We start from the raw sequence: 24,503 nt of genomic DNA on the forward strand, positions 1-24,503 counted from the left end.
TACCTTTAGACAGCCGTTGACTCGGCCGTTTTCGCCTGCCCGTGAATCCGCTCAGTACGTCTGAGTTGCCTCGTGGGCGAACGATGGCGGCTGATTTAGCGCCAACCGAAACCACCAACCCTCTGGTCAGTGGCGGTCCTGATGTGATCGTCACGGTATATGGAGCAGTTATGAGCAAGCGCACCTTTCAGCCGAACAACCGTCGTCGGGCCAAGGTCCACGGCTTCCGCCTGCGTATGAGCACCCGTGCGGGTCGTTCGATCCTCGCCGGTCGCCGTCGCAAGGGCCGCGCGAACATCTCCGCCTGAGCTCGCTAGGTCTCGGCGAAGCTCACAGGTGCTACCTAGGTATCAGCGAATAACTCGCTCCGGCGAGTTTTCTGCTGTGCTGCGAGGCGGCCGAGGAGTAAGTCGCCGTGCTGGCGGTCCACTCGTTGTCGTGCATCGTCGCGACTTTGAGGCCACGGAGTCATCCGAACCCACGCGTTCACCACGCGTGGGTTTTGTGGTGTCTAAGGCTGTCGGAAATTCGGTGGTTCGCCACCGGGTGACGCGACAGTTGAGGGCCTTGATGGCTTCGCGGATGGAGTCGCTGCCGGCTGGCGCCGGGATCGTTGTTCGTGCCCAACCAGATGCGGCGTCCGCCGACTTTGGGCACTTATCGACCGAGTTGGATCGTTGCTTAGACAAGGTGGCTGGCGAATGAGTCGCGTGCTCTCGCTGCCACTGATCTGGCTGATCAGGGTTTACCAGTGGGCGATTTCGCCGCTGCTCGGCCCGACCTGCAAGTTTTATCCGTCATGTTCGGCGTATGGCGTGGATGCACTGCGGATCCACGGACCGATTCGTGGCACTTGGCTTACCGTGCGACGACTGGGTCGCTGCCACCCGTGGAGTCATGGGGGCGTGGACCATGTCCCGGCCAAGGAAGAACGTATGACCACCAGGGTGAGCCAAGCTCACCCCGAGACTGAGGACTCCATGGGCTTCTTCGATACCCTGCTTTTCCCCTTTGAATGGTTCGTGGCCAACATCATGGTTGGCTTCGAGATGCTGCTGACCTCGCTCGGTATGGCGCCGACCTCTGGTTGGACGTGGGTCCTCTCCATCGTGGGCTTGGTGATCACGATGCGAATCTTGCTGATCCCGCTCTTTGTGCGCCAGATTCGGTCGCAGCGACGGATGCAGGAGCTGCAGCCCGAGTTAATGAAGATCCAGAAGAAGTACAAGGGCAAGAAAGACGAAGAGTCTCGTAAGGCGATGACTGAGGAGTCGTTCGCTCTCTATAAGCAGCACGGCACCAACCCCTTCAGTTCGTGTTTGCCACTCTTAGTGCAGATGCCGTTCTTCTTCGGTCTTTTCCGGGTGTTGAACTATGCCGATGAACTTGCTGCAGGTGAGCGCACTGGACGTGGCCTCTTCACCCAAGAGCTCGCGCTTCAGATGGAGAACTCGACGGTGCTGGGGGCGCAACTGTCGGACACCTTCCTCTATGACAGCAACGGCTCGGCCAAGATCATTGCCGCCGTCCTGATCGTCGCGATGTCGGTCACGCAGTTCATCACTAGCCACCAGTTGATGCGCAAGAACATGTCGGCGGCTGCGTTGGATAGCCCGATGGCGCGTCAGCAGCAGATCTTGATCTATGTGCTTCCGGTGATGTTCGGCGTCTTTGGTGTGAACTTCCCCATTGGTGTCTTGATCTACTGGACGACCACCAACCTGTGGACGATGGGCCAGCAGTTCTATGTGATCCGATCTATGCCCGCCCCCGGCTCTCCTGCCGAGCAGGCACTTGCTGAACGCCGCAAGGCAAAGGGCAAGCCCGCCCCGTCGAGCACGTTGACCATTGAGCCAGACGCCAAGGATGTCGTGGACCCTGAGCCAACCGGCGGTCAACGGACTCAGCCCACCTCCAAGAAGCGGGCCAAACGAAAGAACAACCGACCCAAAGGTCGCTAGTTCCCCTCATTGCAATCCATGGCTTCCGAGCCACCAACGATCACGAGACCCTTTGAGAGTCTCAAGCAGGAGCAGACAAGATGAGCACCGAGAGCACCACCGACAATGACGTTTCCCAGGCTGACACAGATGGCCAGCAGACGAACGCTGCCGATCAGTCCAAGTCGAAGGCAACCTCGCGCAAGGAAGCACTTGAGCGCGAGGGTGAGATCGCTGCGGATTTCCTAGAGACGCTGCTAGACATCGCGGATCTGGATGGCGACCTCGAGGTTGATGTGGATGGCGACCGTGCTGCTGTGTCGTTGGTTGACTCCGAGGATGGAGAAGCTCCTCAGCAACTGGTGGGAAGCAACGGCCAGGTGCTTGAGGCACTGCAAGAGTTGACCCGGTTGGCTGTGCAAGCGGAGACGGGTGACCGCACGCGATTGATGCTGGACGTGGCCGGCCATCGTGCTGCACGCAAACTCGAGCTGATTGACCTGGCAAAGAAGACGGTTGAGGCCGTGAAGGCTAATGGTGAGCGTGCAGAGCTCAAGCCGATGTCCGCGTTTGAGCGCAAGGTCGTGCACGACGAGGTGTTGCGCTCGGGGCTGTCGTCCGAGTCGGAGGGCGAAGAGCCCAAGCGGTTCGTCGTCGTGTTGCCAGCCTGATTTATTTAGGACATATGTTCGATATGTTCGATCCGTTGGAGGGTGTTTAACGTGAAACATGAGGGGTCTATTGCGCCCGCACCCTCGAGGTCTGCGTCAGAAGTGTTCGGCGACCGCCTGCCGATCGCCATCGCCTACGCGGAGTTGCTAGCGACGACGGGTATCGAGCATGGGTTGATCGGCCCACGCGAGACGGCGAAATTGTGGGATCGGCATATCGTTAACTGCGCCGTTATGGAGTCGTTGCTCCCTCACCTGAGCAAAGTGATAGATATCGGCAGCGGCGCCGGGTTGCCGGGGTTAGTGTTGGCCATCGCTCGACCCGACCTGCAAGTCACGCTCATTGAGCCGCTTCAACGTCGGACCAACTGGCTTGAGGTCGCGGTAAAGGAGTTGGGTCTCTCTCACGTGCGAGTGTGGCGAGGGCGGGCCGAGGAGTTTGCCGGCCGGGTGCAAGTCCCCTACGTCACCGCACGTGCAGTTGCTCGACTGGACAAGCTGTATGGATGGGCGGCGCCACTCTTGCCTGAGGGGGCAAGTTGATTGCGCTCAAGGGCCAGTCTGCTGGTGAAGAGTTGGCGGAGTGCTCGGCTCGATTGACCCGGATGGGTGGACTGAACGCCAACGTCATCTCGGTTGGCGAGGGTTTGGTGGACCCACCCTCGAGGATCATTGAAGTAACTCGCGGTGTGGCTCAAACCAAGGGCAAGAAGTCGGGCAGGCCTCGTCGCGATCGTTGACTTCATGGTCGATAATGAAGTCAATGAACTCTACAGATTCTTCACCTCAGTCTGTTGCCACGGGGCTGGGATGGCCTCAAGGCTCCGGGCTCGAGCGTGGTGATTCCTTCGTGGTTAGAGAAGGGCTTGGTTGGCCAAGCCCAAACGACAAACAGGCTGACCACAGCACTGAAGCTGAGGCTGAGACAGTTGAGCCGTCCACACTCCACCCATGGTGAGTGCTCCGCAGCCAGTGGTAGAGAATAAGGACACCAATGTTTCACGCGAAACATCGCCCGCTGCAAAGGATCCAATGGCTACACCACTAGCGAGACAAGTTGCGGACGAAGCGCGTCGGCGTCGGGCAGCTGAGGCGGCCACAGCGCACCGACCCGAAGCCACACGAGTATTCACGGTGGCCAATCAAAAGGGCGGCGTCGGCAAGACGACCAGCACCGTTAATCTTGCTGCAGCACTGTCACTCTTGGGGATGAACGTGCTCGTCATCGACATTGACCCACAAGGCAATGCGAGCACAGCCCTGGGTGTTCCGCACCACTCAGGTGTCCCTGGGATCTATGACGTCCTCATTGACAGTGTGCCTTTGGCGGACGTCGTGCAACCAGCATCAACGGTGGAGCGCCTTTGGTGTGCTCCAGCAACGATTGATCTCGCGGGTGCTGAGATTGAGCTCGTGCCGCTTGTCGCGCGTGAGGCGCGTCTGCGCAAAGCTCTGGAGAAGTTCCTTGCCCAGCGCACGGGCGATGACCGGATCGATTTTGTCTTCATCGACTGTCCACCGAGCTTGGGGCTGCTGACGGTCAATGCCTTTGTGTCGGCACAAGAAGTTTTGATCCCCATTCAAACTGAGTATTACGCACTTGAAGGCGTAAGCCAGTTAATGAATAACATCACCCTGATTCGCGAGCACCTGAACCCTGACCTGCGGGTCTCGACGATTCTGCTCACAATGTATGACGCGCGGACACGCCTGTCGGCACAGGTGGCTGAAGAAGTACGGCAGCATTTCCCCAACGAAGTTCTGAAGACGCTCATCCCACGATCGGTGCGAATCAGCGAGGCACCGAGTTTCGGGGAAACCGTCATGACCTACGACCCGGCTAGCACCGGTGCGCTGTCATACCGTGAGGCTGCACTAGAGATGACGGCGGTGAAGGCCTCAGGTCCATCCGCCGGCGAAGAGACTGGAGAGGGACAACATGGCTGAGCGTAGACGTGGACTAGGTAAGGGGCTAGGAGCGCTCATCCCACCGACTCCGAGCACTAATGACCGCCCCACGGATGTCTTCTTTCCACGGGGAAGCACGCCGATCGAGCACCCAGAAGACCGTTTCACGGGAAACAGGTCAGCCGCGGAGAGCACTGGCAGCTCCACAGCGGGCTCAACGCCAGGCTTCGACGAAGGTTTCACGGGAAACAGTGAAAATGACGGGGCTGCGGAGAGCATAGGTCACCGTGATGCAGAGAGCATGGCCCCTGTCGGGGCTAATGAGGTCGTTGCGGCTGACCAGACTACTTCATTTGAGGGAGCGGACGCCGCTGAGTTCGGTGCGGGTCTAGCGCCAGTGCCGGGTGCGACCTTCGCTGAGCTGCCAATCAGTGAGATTGTCGCGAATGCGCGTCAGCCACGACAAGTCTTTGACGACGACGATTTAGCAGAGTTAACGCACAGCGTCCAAGAGATTGGTGTGTTGCAGCCAATCGTGGTGCGACAAGGCCTCGGTGACGGCGCCGGTTTTGAGCTCATCATGGGTGAACGTCGCCTCAGGGCAAGCAAAGCGGCTGGTCTAGCCACTATCCCAGCGATTATCAGAGACACCTCTGATGACGACATGCTTCGAGATGCATTGTTGGAGAACCTACACCGGAGCCAACTCAACCCACTTGAAGAGGCTGCTGCCTACCAACAGTTGCTAGAAGACTTTGGCTGCACGCATGAGGAGTTGGCCAAGCGAATCGGACGGTCGCGTCCGCAGATCTCAAACACTCTCCGCTTAATGAAATTGCCTGCCCTGGTGCAACGACGCGTTGCGTCGGGTGTGTTGAGCGCCGGGCACGCTCGAGCGCTTCTTGGCTTGAGCGACGGCGCTTCGATGGAGCGGTTAGCGCAACGGATTGTGGCCGAGGGGCTGTCGGTTCGCGCCGTCGAAGAGATTGTCATCCTTGGTGAAGATGCACAGCCAGCGGCGGGTCGCCGTCGGTCCCGCTCGGTCGCAGACCCGCGTTTTGAGCAGATATCCCGTTCGTTGTCCGACCGCTTAGACACGCGAGTTCAGATTGCTATGGGTCAGCGCAAGGGTAAGTTGACGGTAGAATTCGCAGGTCAGGATGATCTGGACCGTATTCTCGCGCTTCTCGCGGCAGAAAAGACAGGCCACTGATTCACGTGAAACGCGCCCACTGATGGGTTGCGTGCGTATGTAAGGGGCCTAACTGGATTGCCTGTTAGGCCCCTTACTTGTACTTTGAATGTTTCATGTGAAACGAATGTGCCGTGTGTAACTGGGACTCGTGTGGTTGCGATACAAGGGAACCTAGGTCTGCCCTTGCCCGTCAGATGTGGCACAGAACCAGGATGGGGAGGGACAGCACGAGGAAGAGACGGTCTAGCCAGAGGGTTGATTTAGAAATAGCAAGAATCTTGGTAGAGATCGAACAGCACCCCTTTTCGAGTGCGCGCAGAGTCGAGGCCGATTCTGTCGTGGCCGAGGCGCCAGATCTAAGCCAGCCACAGACTGATAGACGCCTGTCTGATCGTGGCTTACCTACTGTGCCCGAATTGGGTGCAGAAACAGTTCGACATCTGTGGAGTTGGGGGCGTCTGCATCGGCGACTGCGAAAACTCAAAGACCAAGGCGCGTAACCAGATCCTGCGCGTTGGGCACTTGCGGGAGCACGTTTAGAATCTGGTCTCGGGCGCGAGGAGTTGTCAGAAACGCTACTTGGCGTTGAGTTTGCTACGGGGTTTGTTTCATGTGAAACGAGGTACTACGTAGGGCGTGTTTGTGACGTCCTACTTATCAAACGCATTTCTCTCAAAGAAGTGCGTTGTTTCACGTGGAACTCTGACAGTTGCCCCAGATGGGCATCGCAGGGCACCACGCACTAGGTGACTGTGTCAGCGGTCGATATCGTAGACGAATGGAAACCCGGCCATACATGGTCTTAAACCTTGACAGGGCCCAACCGGCCACAGATCGATCCAGCATTCGCCGCGCAACTTCCGCAGACCTGTGGGATATGGCAGGCGTCATGGCTGATGCTGTGTGAGTCATCGGGTTCAATTTGGGTGGGCGCAGTGGCGAGCATAGTCGGCAGGGGCTCGGTAGCCCAGGGCTGAGTGGCGTCGCTTGGTGGTGTTGACTCCAGAACATAGCGATGGCCCGGCCATCAGTTGATGTCCGGGCCATCGCGTGCGCTGCGTCAGCCGCAGCGTTTCAGGATGGAGTTGGAGTCTGGCTCAGCCGACCACGGTCTCGAGGTCGCGCAGGATCTTCTGCTTCGACATTGCGCCCACCATGTTCTTGACCAGTTCACCCTTCACGTAGACATTCATCGTCGGGATGCCCGTGATGCCATAACGCTGCGTGATCTGCGGGTTTTCGTCAGTGTTGAGCTTAACGATCTTTAACTTGCCATCGAGCTGCTCGGAAATCTCTTCGAGGACCGGTGCGATGGCCTTGCACGGGCCACACCACGGTGCCCAGAAGTCCACCAGCACGGGAATGTCGCTCTTCAGCACATCTTGGTCAAAGGTTGCGTCGTCCGTCTGCGTTGTTGCCATGATACCTCCAGTAGGGTTCGTGTTGTAACTAAATATTATGAGTTAGCGTCAAGTGCGGCGAGGTAGCGCTCTGCGTCAAGAGCGGCCGAGCAGCCAGTGCCGGCAGCGGTGATTGCCTGGCGGTAAGTGTGGTCCACGAGGTCGCCAGCGGCAAAGACACCGGGGATGTTGGTCGCGGTGCTCCGGCCATCAACCAAGACGTAGCCTTCATCGTCGAGATCGATCTGACCCTGGATCAACTCGTTGCGCGGGTTGTGGCCGACAGCGATGAAGAGGCCACTGACCTCCAGCTCGCGGGTGGAGTCATCGCGGGTGTCACGCACCGTCAGTGAAGTCAGCTTGTCTTCGCCGTGGATCTCAGCGACGTCCGTGTTCCAGGCAATGTTGATCTTTGGGTCATTCATCGCACGCTCGGCCATGATCTTGCAGGCGCGCAGCTCGTCGCGACGCACCAAGATGGTTGCTGAGCGAGCAAAACGCGTCAAGAAGGTGGCTTCCTCCATTGCGGAGTCACCGCCACCGACAACCGCGATGTCCTTGTCGCGGAAGAAGGCACCGTCGCAGGTGGCGCACCAGGACACTCCGTGCCCGGACAGACGCTGCTCATTGGGCAATCCAAGATCGCGGTATGCCGAACCCATTGACAAGATGACAGAGCGAGCCAGGTGGGTGACGCCCTCGGCGTCCGTCACACGCTTGATGTCGCCCTCCAGCTCAACTGAAGTGACGTCTTCGCGCTCCAACTTGGCACCGAAGCGCTCGGCCTGAGCACGCATGGCGAGCATCAGGTCCGGGCCCATGATGCCGTCCGCAAAACCGGGGAAGTTCTCGACGTCGGTGGTGTTCATCAAGGCGCCACCAGCGGTCACAGCGCCCTCAAACACAAGAGGCTCAAGGTTTGCTCGCGCCGCATACACCGCAGCGGTGTAGCCGGAGGGGCCAGAGCCGATGATGATGACTTCGTGGACCTTGTCGTTGTCAACCTGCTCGGGGCTGCTGGTAGCAGCGGTGTCGAGCGAGATGCCACTGATGGCAGTCATGTTCTGGGTCTCTCCTGAGGGCGCGAAAAGTATTGCAGTGGTATCAACCATGAGCACCACGTGCATGTTCCCGAGGCTCAGGCAGACAACCAGAACGAGGTTATCTCAGGTGCGGGCCAGGCTTGCTTTCACAAGTCGTTTAGCGCAGTGCGGTCAACGAAGATTTCAGGGTTGGTCTCGCCTTGGAGGCATTGCTCGAGATGGCCCAAGCCTGCGAAACGCCTTCGCCTTGATCGCGGACAACAACGACGGCTGCATTGGCATCAAAGGTGGTGTAGACCAACGACCACTCGCCCGAGGCCAATTCTTCTCCGGTCGCGTCAATGCAGCCCAAGCGATCCGTCTGGGTCGGGTAGTTGCGAGGGCTGAGGACAAAGTAGTCAGCCACTGGCAACATGGCACTGACATCCTCGGCAAAGGTGTCTTCCTCGATAGTGACGCTCGAGTCAGCATACTGAATGGTCCCCAGCCCGTTGTTGGCCTCTGGGTCAAGGGCGGGTGCCGCGCTCTCGGCACCCTCTGCAGCGGCATCGCCGCCTGCAGCGTCGTTGTCGGCGAAGTTGCCCTCGTCGCTGGCGTTCGGCACCACCTGGGGGCCAGAGTCTTCAGCAGCTGAGTTGCCATACAGCGCAGTGACGTCATAGTTGCTGCCCAGGACCTGGCTGACCACGAGGCCACCAATACCGGCAAAGGCGGCCACGCTAGCGGCGGCTACCAGGAGTGGGTGCACACGGCGCCTGCGGTGCTCAGCAAGGTCTGCGACCGGTGCCATGCACTCTAAGTTTGCCGGTGGCGCGACGGGGACCTGGCGCGAACGCTGAGCCTGCTCGGCGCGAAGGGCAGCGTCGATGCGCGCCTCAAGGCCTGCAGGCATAGCCCCCGGATCGGGCAGTGCGCGCAGGAGGTCGCGAACACCAGTGGGATCCGGCTCAGAGCCGTCGCCGCCTGTCGAGGGATTCAAGACCGGATCCTTTCTTGAGGCCGAGGTGCAAGGTCAAAGAGGTGGTGCTTGGGGACACCAGAGCAGAACACCTCACGCGAGTACGACGAGTGCCGACGCTGAGTGGTTCCATCATGGTGAAAGTCCAAGATCTTGGGCGATCGCGGAACGTCCACGAGCGCAACGAGACTTGATCGTCCCTTGTGCCACGTCTAACGCAATCGCGGCCTCGGCCACGCTGAGGCCCTGCATATCAACCAAGATCAGCGCCAGGCGTTGGCCTTCGGGCAGCCGATCAAGAGCCGCTCGGATGTCCATCCGAACCTCAACGCTTTGGTGATAATCGCGCGTCTCCACGGGTTCGTGGTCGTCCAGGTTTGAGGTCGGCTTGATCTTACGAAGCCGGTCAAGACAAGCATTGACCACGATCCGGTGCAGCCAGGTCGTTGCCGGGGAGTCTCCTCGGAAGGAATCAGCGCGACGAAAAGCGTTGATAAAGCCATCCTGCACAGCGTCCGCAGCGATCTCGGGGTCGCGCGCAGTCCTCAACGCCACAGCCCACATACGGTCCTTGTGCCGTCGAAAGAGCTCTCCGAACGCTTCCTCATGCCCATCCTGATGGAGGCGCATCAGCTCCGCGTCGGAGGCTCCCGTCAACGAGACCATGGACGACATCACTGCACAGTGACCTCAGACACGTAGACGATCTCACCGCTAGGACCGGCCCAAGCACGGTCGAACCAGATCAAGACGTACTGGCCACTCACTGGCTCATCGGCCTCAACCGTTGTGTCGCCGGAAGCATCGTCCAGGATGCCGATCAAAGTCCCGTCTTCACGGTTGACCTCATCGGTCACGTAGACCTCAATGCCGTAGTCGCCCTCGGGGAAGTCAATGTTGACCGAGGAGACGTCTTGACTCTCGCCCAGGTCAATGGCCAGGCCAACACCACTCTTCAGGTTGCCCCAGTCGGCAGCCAAGTAGGTGTGGCTGTTCCAAGCCGTCGTGGTGTCACCGTCGACGGCGAGATCGACAATGTCGTTGCGCTCGTCGTTGTCACCCTCAGGGTCGTATGACGTAACGCCGACAATGTCGATCGGCTCCGGCTCGGCGTCAGTTTCGGCAGCAGTCGTCTCCTCCGCGGGCTCCTCGTCAGGCTCGGCGCTCGCAGCAGCCGTGTCAGTGGCGTTGTCGGAAGGCTCATCATCGGAGCCAGCGATCAGGCCGCGGATGAGGCCAAACACGACGATCATCACGACGATCAGGATCGCTGCAATAAGTGCAAGAACCAATCCCGACTTCTTGCGGTCATCGGTGGGCTCTTCACTACCCAACGCACTCAGGCCGGTGACATCGTTGCCGTCATAGTCCTCCGAGTCGTCGACCGCGCCACCAGCGGAGTCATAGTCGCCGTTCTGGTCGGCAGACGAGGCATCGACTGAATCGGCCGACTGTGCAGCGGCGCTATCGCTGGCGGCCACGGCGCCAACACCGGCGGACCCTGCAGTTCCAGCAACCGCTCCACCAGCCATAGCGCGATGGTTGCCGTCGCCATCAGATCCAGACTCGTCAGCGGACGATGACTCAGTCTCGTGCTCGGCGGCTTTGGCCGCCTGAGCGTCTTCCATCGACACTGGCGCCACCACGATGGTGTGGTCTTCTGAGTCTTCGTCGCCAGCTGGCACGGCTCCCCAGCCTTGCGGTGGGAGGGCTTCGCCTACCCCAGCCACAACGTCGGAGGGCCACGGGCCGATTTGGTGAGCCAACGCGCCGGGCGTCTTGGGCAGTTGCTCCGCTCGCACCTCGGAGCCGAAGGCGGCTCGACACAGAGCATCCAGGTCTCCCGGGATGCCGCCAGCGATCTCCGACGGGCTGCGCAGCGAGTTGTCAGCAAGTGGCTCAGCCGGGGTCAACCCTTCAATCTCTTCACCTGGCCACTGACCAGTGAGCCCGGTGTAGAGCAAAGCGATCAAGTCATTGGTGTCGGTCTGAGAGGCCTCAATAGCTGAGACATCCTCGGCCTGTTCAATCGCAGCAGCAACGCCGACACCCGAGACCTTGATGCTGCCGTCTCCGGTGCGCAGCACGGCGTAGGGGTTCAAGTACAGGTGATGCAGGCCGCGACGGCGTGCGGACTCCAGCGCGGAGGCGGCTTCACCGACGACGCGTCGGGCCTCTTCAGGGGGCAGCGGTGCTTCGGCAACGAGGGTCGACAGCGCGGCAGCGTCGGTCAGGCCCTCTTCAACGATGTAGCAAATGTCGTTTTCGATGCCGACATCAAGCACGCGCACGAGTCGAGGATCATCGACGGCTGCGGTGCGACGAGCACCGTCCAACACCGACTGCGCCATCTCTTCGAACTCACCGGTGGCGGGCAAGACGGTAATAGCGACCAACCGGTCCAACGTCTGATCGTTGGCCGACCAGTAGTGGAGCGAGTCGTCACGTTGCGCGAGCAGGTCCTCCAGGACGTAGCGTTCCCCTAGAACCGTGCCTGTGTCGATGCCGTGCACCCGTGACTCCTCTCGTAGGCGTGTGGAAACCTCTTTCGGCCTCCACACTAGTGGGACAGTGCCGGTATCCGAGTCCGGCGTGGCGGGCACAAAGGGCACATCTTGGCCCGCGCCGCCGTAACTGGCGATTCCGCCAGTCGGATTGACGATCCCGTACTCCCCACCAAACTCGGGTTCGCCGTCAAAGTCTTCGCCGTCAAAGTCTTCGCCGTCCGGGTCAACACCGTCATCCTTGGCGCCGGTTTCGGTGTCTGAGCCTGGTGTCGGTCGGTCGCTGAGGCGCGAACTGGGTCGCGCGCCGGGCCCGTCTAAGACGGGCCTGGGCAAGTTGATGGTGTCGTCGTTGTGCTCTGGCTCGCCTGCTGGTGAGTCGTCTTCGGCCTCGATGAGCTCTTGTTCGACAGCAGCATCAGGGGTATGCCGTCCGCTCCCGGCCGCCGGCATCTTCACCTTGCGTCCGCCGGGCAGCCGCCGCAGGAACGGCCCAAGCACCTCGGATAGCTCGCGCACCCCGAGGCGGTGGGCCAGCACGCCATACAAGAGCATGAAGAGGGTGCCACCGATGGCCAGGATCACCAGGTTGGCAAACTTGGGCGGCATCACATCATCGAGCAGACGCATGCCAAAGATAGTGAAGAGAAGCAGCGGAACGACGGCGATCAACGACGCTGAGACAGCACCGACGTAGGTGCTGCGCACGCCCGGCAACGGTGGATCGTCCATCCGACGGCGCACCCAGATGACGGCGAAGATCGCGGCCACGGTCTGCCCCAGCGATTGGCCAAGACCAACCATGACGGCGGTGAACTGCGGCGGCAGCAGCAGCGCGACGCCCAGCATCACGGACATCACGCTAGTGATCATGATCTGCAACATGAAGGGCGGTTTGCCCTCCTGATAAGCATGGAAGATGCGCTGTGAGAGCAGATAAATGCTGTAGGGCACCAGGCCAATGACGAGGACTCGCAAAATGTCGCCGACGGCTCGGGTGTCGCGCAGGTCGCTAAACAGCAGCAGCAGACTGCTCAATTGCGGCGCCAAGACGACGAGTGCCACAGAGATTGGCACCATCGCGGTGGCGAGCAGCCTCAGGCCGTGTGCGTACTGCCGAGCTAGCGACGCCTTGTCATCGGCTGCGGCCGCGCGGAGAGCGCTGGGAACATCGCGGTGAGCAGCGATGTCGCGACCAACGAGTGCGGCAGGATGAACATCAAGAACGCGAAGTCGTAGGCACCGCGACCTGGCACGGGCATGCCATCTTGTTGCGCGCTGCTGGCGACGGCGTTCATCAAGTTGGTGGAGGCCAGCAGACCCAATTGCGAGATGCCAATGATGGCCAGGGTCCATAGCGCCATATTTGAGGCCGCACCCAAGCCAACCCCACGGAAACCCCAGCGCGGGCGATAGCGGAAGCCACTCATGACGACTGGCGGGATGAGCACCAGTGCCTGGCACACGACACCCAGTGTTGCGGTGCCAGCCAGCCACCAGGTCATCTCCCGGTCCACTCTCCAGCCGTAAGCCCTTCGCCAAACTTGGCGATAAAAATGCCCAGGCCAGCAATCGACACCACGTTGTTGATCACGGGTGCCCACATAAACCAGCCAAACTTCTCCTGAGCGTTCAGCACCTGGCCGAGCACCGAATACAGGCCATAGAAGAAGACTTGAGGCAGGCAAAGATAGGCAAAGGCGACGGCTAGAGCTAATTGGTCGCCGTCCCACCTCAGGGCATACAGCTTGGTGACCCAATAGGCCCCAGCGGTCACGATGATGGTGACACCCAGGAGGGCAGCCAGCGTCAGCGTGATCAATCGATCGGTGAGATCTCGCCCTTGTCTTCGCGGGCGAGGGACCGGGTGATCTGTGGGACAAAGACGGTGTTGAGAATGCCGCCAGCCAGCAAGATGTAGATCGTGTTGGGCAGCGTGTTGGCCGTCGTCCAGGCATCAATCAGCAACCCAGTGGCACCCAAGATGCCAGCCAGCATGGCTGTCCGGACCAGCCCCAAGATGCGCGAAACGAGGGTGCCAGAGGCCATCAAGGCACTGGCACGCCCCAACGCGGCGGTGCTGTTGCCGGCTGTTGAGGGCTGTTCGTTGGCCTGCGTCACGCAGAATCCTTGGGTTGATCGGTCGGGGCCTCAGGCGAATCTAGTGCCTTAGCCGCGGATGTGTCCCCTTGATCGGAGTCATCAAAGCGCTTCGGGCGCCTGCCAAGTCGAGCCAGACCCAAGATGAGGATGCCGCCACCGAGGATGCCGAGCACCCAATAGATCCAGTCGCCAGTCGGCTGCACCCGCACCGAGATCGTCTCTTCGCTGCCCAGCACGGTGCCGCGCGGTGTGCTCAAGAATGCGTTGATCGGGACCTGTCCGCCAGCAATGGCTTCGGCGCGGAAGTGGACGCTGGCTCGACTGTTGGCGCCAATCGACAGCGGCTCGGTCGGTTCTTCCAGGATCCGCAGTCGTCCGTTCCCTGGGTTGAGCGTGAGGTTGAGGTTCTGCAGGTCCACAGGCAAGTCGTTGGTGATGGTGACTTGGATCTGGCCTTCATCGGCGAGGAAGTTCACTGTCGTGGGTGTGATCGAGACACCGGTCAGCACCTCATCAACCTGGCTTTCGACATCCGAGAGCGGTGCCATCCACTGGCTGCTGTCTTGCCGCCATCGTGTCGAATACAGGCTGTCGAGCACTGGCCCCCAACGGGAGGCGCTAGAGGTCGCCGGCAATACCTCGGCGACGTCGGCGCTTTGATCGCGCAGCGTCTCGATCTGCTCGATGCCTTCGGCGCTCAACGGACTAGCCTGCGGCATGGGGTATGCCGTGACGTCGCCGGGTGACTGCGGGGACAGTGGCTCTCCGGTCAACTCGCTGGCCGGAGCATCAACCATCAACGACTCCGCGTCGACGGTGCTCACCCAGCCAGCCTCGACAAAGGCCTCACTCAAGGAGGTCATGGTGGCGCCGGAGACTTCGCTGCCCCGCGGTGGGGTGATCACCAGGAGTGCTCGGCGCCCGGGGATCGCTGATAGCGGGCCATCGTCTGAGCGAGCGTCTGCTGGATGGCATCTCCATCAGTGTCCGCGGTCATGTCCTGGCTCAGCAGGCCAGCCACGGCGGTGTCGTAAGCCAAGAGTTTCGTCGGCTCGCCATCAACGGCGACTGTGCTCACACCGGCGTCTTTGGAGTTAGCGACCGCTTCGGAGGGCACCAAAACGCTGGGCGTCTGGGCCGTTGGCCAGATAGCGGAGAGATCAGCAAGATCCTCCGTGGCTACCTGGGACCACTGCGGGAAGGCAATGTCGTGGCGGCCGGCATCGATGATGTCGCTGCCTACTCTGGAGCCGGACGCGCGTCGCTCGGTGAGCAGGTGATCGACCAAGTCAGCGTCGGCGTCGAGGTCAAGCAAAGCAGCAACATCCGGATCAGCGGTTGGCAAGAACCACAGCCGGTCGGAGCCGACGTCCGCTAACTCTTGATAAAACTCCAGCTCAGCGCGCTGTAGCTCAGTGATGTTGAGTGCATTGAGGCCATCTCCGGGGGTGGGCTCAACCGCGGGTGGCTCGGGGGTTGGCAGGGTCGGGCCAGGGACCAAAGTCTCGGCTGCCTCATCACTGTTGCCACCCTCGGTTGATGCGCTCGCATCGTCGCCAGATCCGGCGTCGCTGCTTGGCTCGGGGCCCAGAGTAATGACATCGGTGGGCAGTGGCATCGGCAGTTGTTCAGCCGGTGCATCCAACGAACCCACCGGCGCCAACGGCAGCAACAACGCTGGGTCAATCAAAAGGTGGCGTCTTCGTCGGACAGCGCGGACACCCACGAACGCGTCGGCCCGTCGTCGGCCAACGTGTCCAGCCACGCCTGCGTCCTGGTGTCAACGTCCCCGCTGAGCAGCTCGGGCTCGGCTGGCACCGTCAACGGGACCACCCAAGAGACCTGGACCGGCTCGTCGGCGGGCTCAGCGTCATACCAAGGCAGGACGGTGCGCATCTGACCGCTGGTGGCGCCGGATTGATTGGACGCGCTGATCCGCAAGGGCAAAGTGCCAAAGTTAAAGCCGGGGTTGATTTGATCAGGGTCGATGGTGATCGACAGGTCCAAGGAGTTGCCCGGTGCCAGCTCAGCGTTGGTGTTATCGGTCCCGAGGGTGATGGGTGTAGAGATCGCCTCTGCGCCCACCGACCATTCTTCGATGCGCTCGACCGTGTCCAGCCCGACGTTGGCCATGCTGACATCAACCGAATCCAGCATCACGACGTCGGTGCCGACGTTGCGCACCGCTCCCGTGACCGTGATGGACTCGCCCGGTTGAGCGACCGCGGGGGTCACGGCATCCAGGGTGATGGCCAGCGCTCGCGGGTCCTCCGGTTGGGTGGGCAGCGCGGCGGCGGGGCTCACCTCGAGACCGAGAGTAGAGAGGGCAAACGCGGCGAGCGGCAAGGCCACCCAGCGGAAGGGGTGCGATGAAGTGAAGGCACGGAAAGGGCGCCTGGCGTTAGGCGGTGCCGGCGAGCCGCTGCCACGCCACGCGGGCGATACGTCGCTCGTTGGGGAAGGTCAGGGTGCGATGCACTTCATCTAACGGAGCCCAGGCAGCATCGATGGCCTCGTGATCAGGGTCTTCTTCGATGGTGAGTCGTCCGCCGGTGCGCTCAAGAAGGTAGTGATAGACCATTTTGTGTATGCGGTGGCTCGGGGTGGAGAACCAATACTCAACTATCCCCAGGTCAATCAAGACGCGGCCCTTGATGCCGGTCTCCTCAGCAACCTCGCGCTCAGCCGTCTGCACCAGGGTCTCGCCAGCCTCAACGTGGCCCTTGGGCAGGCACCACTCGACGCGGCCACTGCGGTTGCGGCGGGCAATGATCGCGATCCGAGCGCGGCCCTCGTGCACGTCGACAACCACGCCACCAGCAGAGGTTTCGCGCACTGCGGGCAACCTTCGCTCAGGGCGCGTGGGTCGCGGCAGGGTGGTCATGGGGTCACTCTAGCCAGCCCAACCGAGTAATTGCTGAGTTGGTGTCGCTAGCGGCGCGTAGTCTGGTCTCTTGTGTCAAAGTCTGAACCCGCTCCCGAACTCCTAGCCCAGGCCGTGCGTCACCTTCAACCGGTGACGCCATTGCTGGTTGAGGTTGGCCAACTCTTTGCTGACGCTGGGCACGAACTGGCGCTGGTGGGTGGCCCCGTCCGCGATGCGTTCTTGGGTCGCACCTCACCCGATCTGGATTTCACCTGCTCCGCGCCTCCGGAGGAGATCGAGTCAACGTTGGCAGGTTGGGCGGACACCACCTGGGATGTCGGCCGTGAATTTGGCACCATCGGAGCCCGCCGCGGCGAGCACACGCTTGAGATCACGACCTACCGCGCCGATGCCTACGAGGAAGACTCCCGTAAGCCCATCGTGGCGTTTGGTGACAAGCTCACCGAAGACTTGGTGCGCCGCGACTTCACGATGAATGCGATGGCTCTGCGCTTGCCGCAGTTGGAGTTTGTTGACCCGCACGGGGGCCTCGACGACCTGGCGCACGAACTCCTGGTGACGCCGCACGCTCCTGAGATCTCCTTCTCCGATGATCCGTTGCGAATGATGCGGGCGGCTCGGTTTGTTTCTCAATTGGACGTGCGAGTGGCTCCGGATGTCGCCGGAGCGATGACGCAAATGGCCGACCGGATCGGCATCGTCTCGGCTGAACGAGTGCGCGATGAGATCAACAAACTGCTGCTGGGTGCCCACCCGCGAGCAGGTTTGGAGGTCTTGGTCGACACCGGCCTGGCCGAGCACGTGCTGCCTGAGTTGCCCGCCTTGAAGTTAGAGGTCGACGAGCACCACCGGCACAAGGACGTCTATGACCACTCCTTGATCGTGTTGGAGCAGGCCATTGATCTGGAAGATGAGCCCGGAGCGACAGGTGAAGACGTCGTCGTAGGCCCAGACCTGACGTTGCGGTTGGCAGCGTTGTTGCACGACATCGGCAAGCCAGCCACTCGCCGGTTTGAGTCCGGTGGCGGAGTGAGTTTCCACCACCACGAAGTCGTCGGCGCCAATTGGTCCGCAAGCGGCTACGTGCCCTGCGTTATGACAAAGAAACCATCGCTTCGGTGTCGCGACTCGTGGAATTGCACTTGCGCTTTCACGGGTATGGCTCGGGGGCCTGGACCGACTCGGCTGTGCGGCGCTACATCACCGACGCTGGGCCGCTCCTGGGGCGGCTGCACAAGCTAACTCGATCAGACTGCACCACTCGCAACCGGCGCAAGGCCACCATGTTGGCGGCGACCTATGACGACCTTGAGCAGCGGATCAATCAACTTCGCGAGCTGGAAGAGTTCAAGGCGATCCGTCCTGAGCTAAACGGCAATGAGATAGCTGAGATCTTGGGTATCTCGCCGGGGCCAGTGTTGGGGCGTGCCTACAAGCACCTTTTGGCGATGCGGCTAGACCAGGGGCCGACGGGTCGCGATGTGGCGGAGGCCGAACTTCGTCGGTGGTGGGCTGAGCAGCCGGAGAACTTGACGGGTTGACCAGCGACCTCGCCGTGGTCGTGTTTGCCGTCCGCGGTGGTCTTCAACCTTCTCCTACTGGCCTTGCCGCTGATGGCAGACTAAAGCCATGGATGCAGTCAGAGTGCACGCCCACGGTGGCCCGGAAGTCTTGCAGGTTGAAGAGATCGCTGAACCGGTTTGCGGGCCTGGCGAGTTGTTGATTGAAGCCGTAGCGACGGGAGTGAACTTCATTGATATCTATCAGCGCACCGGGGCATACCCGATGGATTTGCCGTATGTCGTTGGCTCCGAAGGCGCGGGCACCGTCATCGCAGTGGGGAAGTCAGCGAGGACGCCGTGTCGTCCGATCAATGGGCCGTCGGCGACCGAGTGGCCTGGGCGATGGTTGGTGGGACCGGGGCAGCACAAGTGGTGACCGTGCCTGGTGGCCGCGCTGTGCGCATACCGCAGGGTGTGTCGTTTGAGCAGGCTGCGGCCGTCATGTTGCAAGGGATGACGGCACACTATTTGGCGGAGTCGACCTTTGTCGCGCGCGAGGGGCATATCGCCTTGGTTCATGCGGCTGCTGGTGGCGTGGGGTTGTTGTTGACGCAGTGGCTCAGCGCCAAGGGTGTTCGGGTGATTGGAACTGCTTCAACCAAGGACAAGGCCGGCCTAGCGATGGGCGCTGGGGCTGATGCTGTGGTGCTCTATCGCGACGAAGACCTGATCGATCGGGTTCGCGAATTGACCGACGGGGTCGGTGTGGACGTTGTGTATGACGGCATCGGCAAGGACACTTTCGCTGCGGGACTGGAGTTGTTGAAGCCGCGCGGGACGATGGCGCTCTTTGGTGCGGCCAGTGGCGCGGTGCCCCGTTGGACCCCCAAGTGCTGAACGCCAAGGGATCGCTGTTCTTAACCCGACCCAGCCTGGCGCACTATGTGGCCGATCGCGAAGAGTTGCAGTGGCGGGCGGGCGAAGTGCTGGCGGCGGTCGCGAGTGGCACGCTCGATGTCCGTATTGGTCAGCGCTATGCCCTTAGTGAATTGGGCCAAGCCCACCGGGATCTAGAGGCCGGTCGGACCACTGGCAAGAGCATTCTGGTGATCGCGGGCGAAGAGTGACGCAAAGCCCGCAAGCGACTCGCTCCCAGTGGCGTGCGCGAACCGTCGATGGCCCGCGCCGTAGACGATTGACGGTGGCACTTCTGGTGGTCGCGGCCCTCGCCTGCCTGCTGGCCTTGTGGCCCAGGTCGGTGAACGTGGAGGTCGACTCTTCGATCCAGGCAACTCCAGCGCAGGTGGCCACGATGCTGAGCCAGGTCTCCTCGGCTGAAAATGAGGCCGCGGTGCGGGAAGCAACGGGCATCACCCCAGAGACGGCCTCATCACTGAATTTGCAGGCTCAGGTGGTCGCGGGTGATTCGGCTAAGTCCACCCGGATCCGGTGGTCGGCAACAGCGGCAGACCCACGAGTGGCGACAACCGCAGCGCAGACGTCGGCCGTCACGGTCGCGGAGGCGGTAGGGGTGGACATTCAACTGGAACCGACCGTGAGCGTCGATGCCTGGACGGGGGGACTGATACGTCTCGTCGTGTTCGTTGTTGGTCTGCTGGGAGTGGGTGTGGCATTGCGACTCACCCGCAGCCGGACCCGTGCTCGGACTGGTCACGACCGTGAGAGTGAAAGGTCGATTCGTGGCTGAACGTCGCGCATTCCGCCCCGACATTGAGGGGCTGCGAGCTATTTCTGTCCTGGCGGTCGTCTGGTGGCATGCCGGCATCGGCTGGCTCCCAGGCGGATACATCGGGGTCGATGTCTTCTTTGTGATCTCGGGCTATTTGATGACTTCGGTGCTGTTTCGAGAAGCCCAATTGCACGGCTCAGTCTCGATGTCGAAGTTCTATGCCCGACGAGCGCGCCGGTTGTTGCCCGCGGCGCTCGCGGCCCTGAGCGGAACCGCGCTCCTGACGGTTATCTTGTTGCCGCCCCAACGGTGGGCCTCGATTGGCGCAGACATCGTCGCTAGCGCTGGGTATGTCGTGAACTGGCGTCTCGCCGGCGGAGCCGTCGACTATTTGAGCCAGGACGACCCACCCAGCCCGCTGCAACACTTTTGGTCACTTGCCGTTGAAGAACAGTTCTATTTTGTCTGGCCGTTGCTGATCTGTCAGCGGTGACCGAGTCTGAGACTGTGAACGCCTGGGCGGCTGATTCTGAGACCTTATCTGGGGATGATTCCGAGACTGACCGAGCATGCGGAAGCGGCACTCGTTGCGGAGAGATCAGTCGCGCACACAAGAATTCAATGTCGGGTTGTCGGACTAGGCGGCAGGAACCACAGGTCTGGCACTATGTACCGATGCCGACAAGCAAGACTCGCCAGACGATCTCGACACAGACCATGCGCAGGTTGATGTCCGACTCAGGCGGTCGATGCGCTATGACCGATTGCGGACAGCCGCTCACTGCTTCCAGTGGTGGGTGGATCGGTACCGTGGCTCACATTGTGGGCGCAGAGTACACGGCACCGCGTGGGGCGGGCCCAGAGACGCCGCAAGAAAGGGCGTCTTTCGAGAATCTCATCCTGATGTGCGCCACGCATGGGCGAGAGGTAGATGCACCCACGACGGGGGAAGCGAACTTCCCCATTGCCACTTTGCGCGATATGAAGACGGCGCATGAATCTAAAGTCACAGATGCGATAAAGGCGGCGATTGACCAGGAAGCCTCTGGCGTGAAGACAGGAACAGGTGCCATCGATACTGGCCTTCGATCCTCCAACGCGGCCGCCGCGGCAGAGGGACTCCTGGAAGCAATGTGCATCAGTGATTTAGGTGAGAAAGGGCTAGTGGTCACTGGGCTCAAGGAGGTAAGAGTGAAGTTGCAACGACTCTCTCAGCCCGCGCTCGACACCCTCTCGCAGCTGATGAACCTGTGGCTGCAGCAATGCAGGTTCATGGACCACGGCACCCCCGACATCGACTTCGGGGACCCGGGGAACGTCCAAGCCTGCCTGCGGAGGCCGTTGGAAATCGCGTTCTTATCGGCAAAAAGAACTCGGTCGATTGCGCTCTCCAGGAACTGATGACGTTTGAGATCCTCTCCAAGGAAATCGACTACGAAACGCAAAGAGCCTACTACTTCTTTGACCTACAATGGCGCGAGAGGTCCCGTTACAACTTTTGGATCTGCGCAGCTGCGTTTCTCTATTTTGGCCACGGCGTCGAAATTCAGGACTGGGTCAAGGGATTGGACTTCACCATCTTCGATCGCGCCGCCGCACCCGAACGAGACGTGCCCTGGCGCTAGGCAAGAACTGCCACCGGACACACCGAAGCCCATGACCGTGCTTCGAATGATGGGCAACCTATCCGTTGTTGGGGGCTGGTTGTCAGCGGTTACTCACTCTAAGACGACCCCGGGGCGATCGGATGTATGCCGAGTTCTCTGGGAAGCATAGGATCTGGAGACGAACGGCCCCGGCGCCAGTTGCCCTACATTGAGACGTAATTGACTAAGGTTGAGACATGACGCCTCGTCCGCTCTTTGATCGGATCCGATCGCGGTTTTCAGCAAGCAAACCCCACGCGCAGCAAAAGGTGATGCCAAACCGCAGTGGGACGACGAGCGGACCTGTGTCTGCGGTTGAGCTCACCCCAAAGGTAGCCGCCTTGAATGAGCCGAATTCTGTAGACGAGTCGCGGCCAGCGCCGGAATCGAGCAACCAGCGTGGAACGCGTGAAGCATCGTCCGAGAAAGACCTCGCGGCTGGGCAAGACGAAGGGTCACGGTACGAGCCGACTACGGGCTCATTGCCCCAATCAAGGTTGCTCACCAAGGCCGCGGAAGCTGACACGGTCTATGTGGATACCGCGGGACTGCCAAATCTACGTCTCACTCGAATCAACGGACAATACGCTCTCACTGTCCCGGATGGCCGGATCGTCAGCCCCAAGTCAACCTCCATCTACCGGTACGACCTCTTCATCATCACCGTGCGCGGACGCGCCTATTACGAAGATGGAAATCTTGCGACCTCAACAACTGCGGGAACCCACCTTGGCCTACGCCGAGATCCGGACAATGAACACGACATCAACGCAATAGCAGTGATGGACTCGAGTTTCGTCCATCAAATCGGATGGGTTAACAAAGTGAACGCGAAGCGGCTATCAAAGAGGATGGACAGCGGAGAGAGCTTCGCGGCCGTATCGCTACGCGGCAGCCCCTAAAGATGAATGGGGACCCGGTGGTGGCGCTTGTGACCCGTCCTGAACTGCTGCTCCATCTTCAGCAGGCAGCGCCGAAGCCTGATGAGAAACCAACACGCGAGGAGACAGTCCAAACTGACCCCGACGTGCTGGCCGAAGATCGCTGGAAAGCGGGGACGCCCCCAGTTCACGGCCTGGCCAAGCAGTCTGAGAAAGCACCTGAGCTAGCGAACGTGGACACGGGTCAGAGACTACGCGTCGAGCGCCTGGATAAGCACTGGGTAGCGCTCGATCCCGACGGCGTTGTCCTCGGGAAGCTGCGTTGGCGACTCGCCGACAGCGGAAAGATTGATCAACGGTCCGGCCTTGCAATGAACTACCCAGACAGCGGTGTGCTACATGTGACCCGATTGAGAAAAGCGGACGGACAGGTCGTTGATTTCGGCGGTTATGTCACGCCCGAAGAACCTGCGGGCTGACGTCTCTCACTCTGGTCCCGCAAAGCAGCCGGTTCACTGCCAATGCGAGGCCGCTAGAACTGGGCCGCCACTGTGGTTTCGTGAATTACTGCACGACGTCAACGCCGATGGCGCCTGAGATCCAATGATTAGGAAGAGCCAAGACCGTGCCCAAGTAACTCGTTCTCCGCTTCCACTACTCGGAAGAGCGCCATCAGTGCATCCAACGGTGCCAAGCCTCCACAGCCCAAAGGTACCGAGTTACAGCGCCTGCATGGACCGCGAGTCAGGCTCGGAAAGACTGCCCGGAAGTCTCGAAGGGCCTGACAACGCCGGCGCAGGGCTCTAAACAGCGATCACAGAGTACGTCCATACCTACTTCGAAGGCTGGCCCTAGTTCAGCGCGAATATGTTCAAGATCAACCGAGATGGCTCCAATGCGTGCGTCCGGCATGTTAGGGCGCCCGACGATGGCCACATGGTCGACTCCGAACTTTGTGATGCGAGTTGCGCACACCTCTCCGTCATAGAGCCTTCCTGCAATATGCTCACAATCGTCAGGATCACGGCTACAAATCGAACATTCCGATTCTTGGACGATCGCGCCGACGCTTAAGCCAGTACGGTTGTGGGCGAGCGCAACAGGGCACTCCTGCACATAGCCCCCATCCTTGAAGGTTAGGCGGCAGTTGTCCGCAAAGTGTCTGCGTTGCAACCTGCCCGCGCCGTCAAGGCGTTGATGGGCGGTCTCAAAATCCGAGGTGTCTTCCAACCAGTTCATAGCAGACCGCAACTCGCGCAAACTGGTGATAAGCGCGTCTTGAGCCCTCTGCCCGATCGGAACTGTTTCGATGAGTCGCGCCGCCATGCCGTACATCTGCGAGCCCGACTTGAGCGCGGCGAGGCCACGTTCCTTGCTAGTCAATCTCACTGAACTCTTTCAAAGACTGGATCACACTTGACGGGGGGCCGTGTGCATCAAACTCGCGGCGGGCACCATCGGGCTCCTCGAAAAGCATCGAAGATGAAGCCTGCCCGGCGGGAGATCAGCCTCTTCTCCGGCTGAGACCTTCCTGTTGCTATACAAAGACTTAATCGCAGAAATAGTAGCCGTGACCGCCATGTCCCACGCTGGCTGCACTGCGAAGACCAGAATGGGAAGCCAAATCTCTAATGAGTTTAAATCGACGTAATTGCGGTCTTCCTGGGAACCGCCACGTCAACCTCGAAGCCCTGCTCCTCGAGCAACTTCACGAAGTTGGTGGTAGAGGACGGCAGCGATTCAGGAGAAGTCGCCCCTTGGGCCGTCGGCATGCCACCAACGACAGTGACCTTTCCTGGTTCAGAATTCATACCCCCATTTTTCCATGCACGCCACGCCGACGAAGTTCGACAGGCCGGAGCGGGGGCGCTATGGGCTGGCGACCTGGATGGTTCGGCGACGGGTGCCTTGCCACACTCATCTCCGTGAGCAGGCGTTGACGGAGACCGCATGTTGATCCGCTGCCTCACCTGATGCCAAGGGATCACAGCACTTCCTTTCTGACCATGGGTTGCTGCAGGTCGCGAATGCACCGGCGAGACCCTCACCACTGGTTGCGGTTCAGCAACCAGCACCTGTGACTTCCTGAGGAAATAAATGCAGGTAAGGAACAAGAGAACAATTCCCCACTCAAGCCCTAACGCGCCTACGTAGAAGCCTACGTAGAAGGTGTCC

At 60.6% G+C, this 24,503-nt stretch carries 26 protein-coding genes and 3 pseudogenes; 16 read left to right on the forward strand and 13 right to left on the reverse strand.

Annotated elements, in window-relative coordinates; genetic code table 11:
* Window positions 1-170: 170 nt before the first annotated feature.
* From rpmH to L0A91_RS12675, 8 genes are all read left to right on the forward strand, one after another.
* Window positions 171-308, forward strand: coding sequence for a 50S ribosomal protein L34 (rpmH, locus tag L0A91_RS12640; RefSeq protein WP_220122227.1), 138 nt, complete (start codon window positions 171-173; stop codon window positions 306-308).
* A 28-nt stretch (window positions 309-336) separates the two neighbouring features.
* Window positions 337-705 carry a ribonuclease P protein component gene (gene rnpA, locus L0A91_RS12645; RefSeq protein WP_260115220.1) on the forward strand — a complete coding sequence of 123 codons (369 nt, stop codon included), beginning with the start codon at window positions 337-339 and terminating at the stop codon, window positions 703-705.
* The gene (gene yidC, locus L0A91_RS12655; protein ID WP_311197823.1) at window positions 702-1,961 is read left to right on the forward strand and encodes a membrane protein insertase YidC; all 1,260 of its coding nucleotides are present in this window, start codon (window positions 702-704) and stop codon (window positions 1,959-1,961) included. Before rnpA ends, yidC begins: the two co-directional genes overlap by 4 nt.
* Before the next feature lie 80 nt (window positions 1,962-2,041).
* Window positions 2,042-2,611 carry a R3H domain-containing nucleic acid-binding protein gene (locus L0A91_RS12660; RefSeq protein ID WP_235244754.1) on the forward strand — a complete coding sequence of 190 codons (570 nt, stop codon included), beginning with the start codon at window positions 2,042-2,044 and terminating at the stop codon, window positions 2,609-2,611.
* Between the two features lie 51 nt (window positions 2,612-2,662).
* The gene (gene rsmG, locus L0A91_RS12665) at window positions 2,663-3,154 is read left to right on the forward strand and encodes a 16S rRNA (guanine(527)-N(7))-methyltransferase RsmG (RefSeq protein WP_311197824.1); all 492 of its coding nucleotides are present in this window, start codon (window positions 2,663-2,665) and stop codon (window positions 3,152-3,154) included.
* The gene (locus tag L0A91_RS19145) at window positions 3,151-3,351 is read left to right on the forward strand and encodes a hypothetical protein (RefSeq protein ID WP_311197825.1); all 201 of its coding nucleotides are present in this window, start codon (window positions 3,151-3,153) and stop codon (window positions 3,349-3,351) included. Before rsmG ends, L0A91_RS19145 begins: the two co-directional genes overlap by 4 nt.
* 292 nt (window positions 3,352-3,643) lie before the next feature.
* Window positions 3,644-4,558 (forward strand): ParA family protein, encoded by a 915-nt coding sequence (locus L0A91_RS12670; RefSeq protein WP_235244756.1) that lies wholly within the window; start codon window positions 3,644-3,646, stop codon window positions 4,556-4,558.
* A complete protein-coding gene (locus tag L0A91_RS12675; protein ID WP_235244757.1) occupies window positions 4,551-5,732 on the forward strand; it encodes a ParB/RepB/Spo0J family partition protein in 1,182 nt (393 codons plus the stop codon). Before L0A91_RS12670 ends, L0A91_RS12675 begins: the two co-directional genes overlap by 8 nt.
* A gap of 1,079 nt (window positions 5,733-6,811) precedes the next feature.
* On the opposite strand, the gene trxA is transcribed toward L0A91_RS12675, so the two are convergent.
* The 11 genes and pseudogenes from trxA to L0A91_RS12730 form a co-directional block, all read right to left on the reverse strand.
* Window positions 6,812-7,135 (reverse strand): thioredoxin, encoded by a 324-nt coding sequence (gene trxA, locus L0A91_RS12680; RefSeq protein ID WP_235244758.1) that lies wholly within the window; start codon window positions 7,133-7,135, stop codon window positions 6,812-6,814.
* 35 nt (window positions 7,136-7,170) lie between these two features.
* Window positions 7,171-8,175: a thioredoxin-disulfide reductase gene (gene trxB, locus L0A91_RS12685; RefSeq protein ID WP_235244759.1), complete on the reverse strand. Its 1,005-nt coding sequence runs from the start codon at window positions 8,173-8,175 to the stop codon at window positions 7,171-7,173.
* Between the two features lie 139 nt (window positions 8,176-8,314).
* A complete protein-coding gene (locus tag L0A91_RS12690; RefSeq protein ID WP_235244760.1) occupies window positions 8,315-9,136 on the reverse strand; it encodes a hypothetical protein in 822 nt (273 codons plus the stop codon).
* 111 nt (window positions 9,137-9,247) lie between these two features.
* Window positions 9,248-9,781 (reverse strand): RNA polymerase sigma factor SigM, encoded by a 534-nt coding sequence (sigM, locus tag L0A91_RS12695; protein WP_397333877.1) that lies wholly within the window; start codon window positions 9,779-9,781, stop codon window positions 9,248-9,250.
* 8 nt (window positions 9,782-9,789) lie between these two features.
* Window positions 9,790-13,124 (reverse strand): annotated as a pseudogene (locus L0A91_RS12700) (lipid II flippase MurJ).
* Window positions 13,121-13,441, reverse strand: a complete 321-nt coding sequence (locus tag L0A91_RS17655; RefSeq protein WP_260115221.1) for a lipid II flippase MurJ — start codon at window positions 13,439-13,441, stop codon at window positions 13,121-13,123. The pseudogene L0A91_RS12700 and the gene L0A91_RS17655 overlap by 4 nt, the downstream one beginning before the upstream one ends.
* Entirely contained in the window at window positions 13,438-13,740 is a 303-nt protein-coding gene (locus L0A91_RS17660; RefSeq protein ID WP_260115222.1) for a lipid II flippase MurJ, read from the reverse strand. The genes L0A91_RS17655 and L0A91_RS17660 overlap by 4 nt, the downstream gene beginning before the upstream one ends.
* On the reverse strand, window positions 13,737-14,585 hold the full coding sequence (locus tag L0A91_RS12715; protein WP_235244764.1) for a DUF6049 family protein: 849 nt from the start codon (window positions 14,583-14,585) through the stop codon (window positions 13,737-13,739). Before L0A91_RS12715 ends, L0A91_RS17660 begins: the two co-directional genes overlap by 4 nt.
* 38 nt (window positions 14,586-14,623) lie before the next feature.
* The gene (locus L0A91_RS12720) at window positions 14,624-15,412 is read right to left on the reverse strand and encodes a hypothetical protein (protein ID WP_235244766.1); all 789 of its coding nucleotides are present in this window, start codon (window positions 15,410-15,412) and stop codon (window positions 14,624-14,626) included.
* On the reverse strand, window positions 15,409-16,026 hold the full coding sequence (locus L0A91_RS12725) for a DUF6049 family protein (RefSeq protein ID WP_235244767.1): 618 nt from the start codon (window positions 16,024-16,026) through the stop codon (window positions 15,409-15,411). The genes L0A91_RS12720 and L0A91_RS12725 overlap by 4 nt, the downstream gene beginning before the upstream one ends.
* Before the next feature lie 97 nt (window positions 16,027-16,123).
* Entirely contained in the window at window positions 16,124-16,606 is a 483-nt protein-coding gene (locus tag L0A91_RS12730; protein WP_220122239.1) for an NUDIX hydrolase, read from the reverse strand.
* A 114-nt stretch (window positions 16,607-16,720) separates the two neighbouring features.
* Between L0A91_RS12730 and L0A91_RS12735 the strand changes: the two are divergent.
* The 8 genes and pseudogenes from L0A91_RS12735 (at window position 16,721) to L0A91_RS12770 (ending at window position 22,807) form a co-directional block, all read left to right on the forward strand.
* Window positions 16,721-18,150: pseudogene (locus tag L0A91_RS12735) on the forward strand (CCA tRNA nucleotidyltransferase).
* Window positions 18,151-18,238: 88 nt separating this feature from the next.
* Window positions 18,239-19,238 (forward strand): annotated as a pseudogene (locus L0A91_RS12740) (quinone oxidoreductase family protein).
* Window positions 19,239-19,312: 74 nt separating this feature from the next.
* The gene (locus L0A91_RS12745) at window positions 19,313-19,819 is read left to right on the forward strand and encodes a hypothetical protein (RefSeq protein WP_235244768.1); all 507 of its coding nucleotides are present in this window, start codon (window positions 19,313-19,315) and stop codon (window positions 19,817-19,819) included.
* On the forward strand, window positions 19,812-20,294 hold the full coding sequence (locus L0A91_RS12750) for an acyltransferase (RefSeq protein WP_235244769.1): 483 nt from the start codon (window positions 19,812-19,814) through the stop codon (window positions 20,292-20,294). The genes L0A91_RS12745 and L0A91_RS12750 overlap by 8 nt, the downstream gene beginning before the upstream one ends.
* 698 nt (window positions 20,295-20,992) lie before the next feature.
* Window positions 20,993-21,202: a hypothetical protein gene (locus tag L0A91_RS12755; RefSeq protein WP_235244770.1), complete on the forward strand. Its 210-nt coding sequence runs from the start codon at window positions 20,993-20,995 to the stop codon at window positions 21,200-21,202.
* Complete coding sequence (locus tag L0A91_RS12760) at window positions 21,202-21,426, forward strand: hypothetical protein (RefSeq protein WP_235244771.1); 225 nt, start codon at window positions 21,202-21,204, stop codon at window positions 21,424-21,426. Before L0A91_RS12755 ends, L0A91_RS12760 begins: the two co-directional genes overlap by 1 nt.
* 218 nt (window positions 21,427-21,644) lie before the next feature.
* Window positions 21,645-22,349 carry an HIRAN domain-containing protein gene (locus L0A91_RS12765; protein ID WP_235244772.1) on the forward strand — a complete coding sequence of 235 codons (705 nt, stop codon included), beginning with the start codon at window positions 21,645-21,647 and terminating at the stop codon, window positions 22,347-22,349.
* A gap of 17 nt (window positions 22,350-22,366) precedes the next feature.
* Complete coding sequence (locus tag L0A91_RS12770; RefSeq protein WP_235244773.1) at window positions 22,367-22,807, forward strand: hypothetical protein; 441 nt, start codon at window positions 22,367-22,369, stop codon at window positions 22,805-22,807.
* A gap of 265 nt (window positions 22,808-23,072) precedes the next feature.
* Here L0A91_RS12770 and L0A91_RS12775 read toward each other — a convergent pair whose 3' ends face one another.
* Together L0A91_RS12775 and L0A91_RS12780 are read right to left on the reverse strand one after the other, a co-directional pair.
* Window positions 23,073-23,711 carry a hypothetical protein gene (locus L0A91_RS12775; RefSeq protein WP_235244774.1) on the reverse strand — a complete coding sequence of 213 codons (639 nt, stop codon included), beginning with the start codon at window positions 23,709-23,711 and terminating at the stop codon, window positions 23,073-23,075.
* Between the two features lie 254 nt (window positions 23,712-23,965).
* Window positions 23,966-24,139 (reverse strand): hypothetical protein, encoded by a 174-nt coding sequence (locus tag L0A91_RS12780; protein WP_235244775.1) that lies wholly within the window; start codon window positions 24,137-24,139, stop codon window positions 23,966-23,968.
* Window positions 24,140-24,503 lie beyond the last annotated feature (364 nt).

This window comes from Ornithinimicrobium sp. INDO-MA30-4 (assembly GCF_021535045.1).
Classification (GTDB): domain Bacteria; phylum Actinomycetota; class Actinomycetes; order Actinomycetales; family Dermatophilaceae; genus Ornithinicoccus.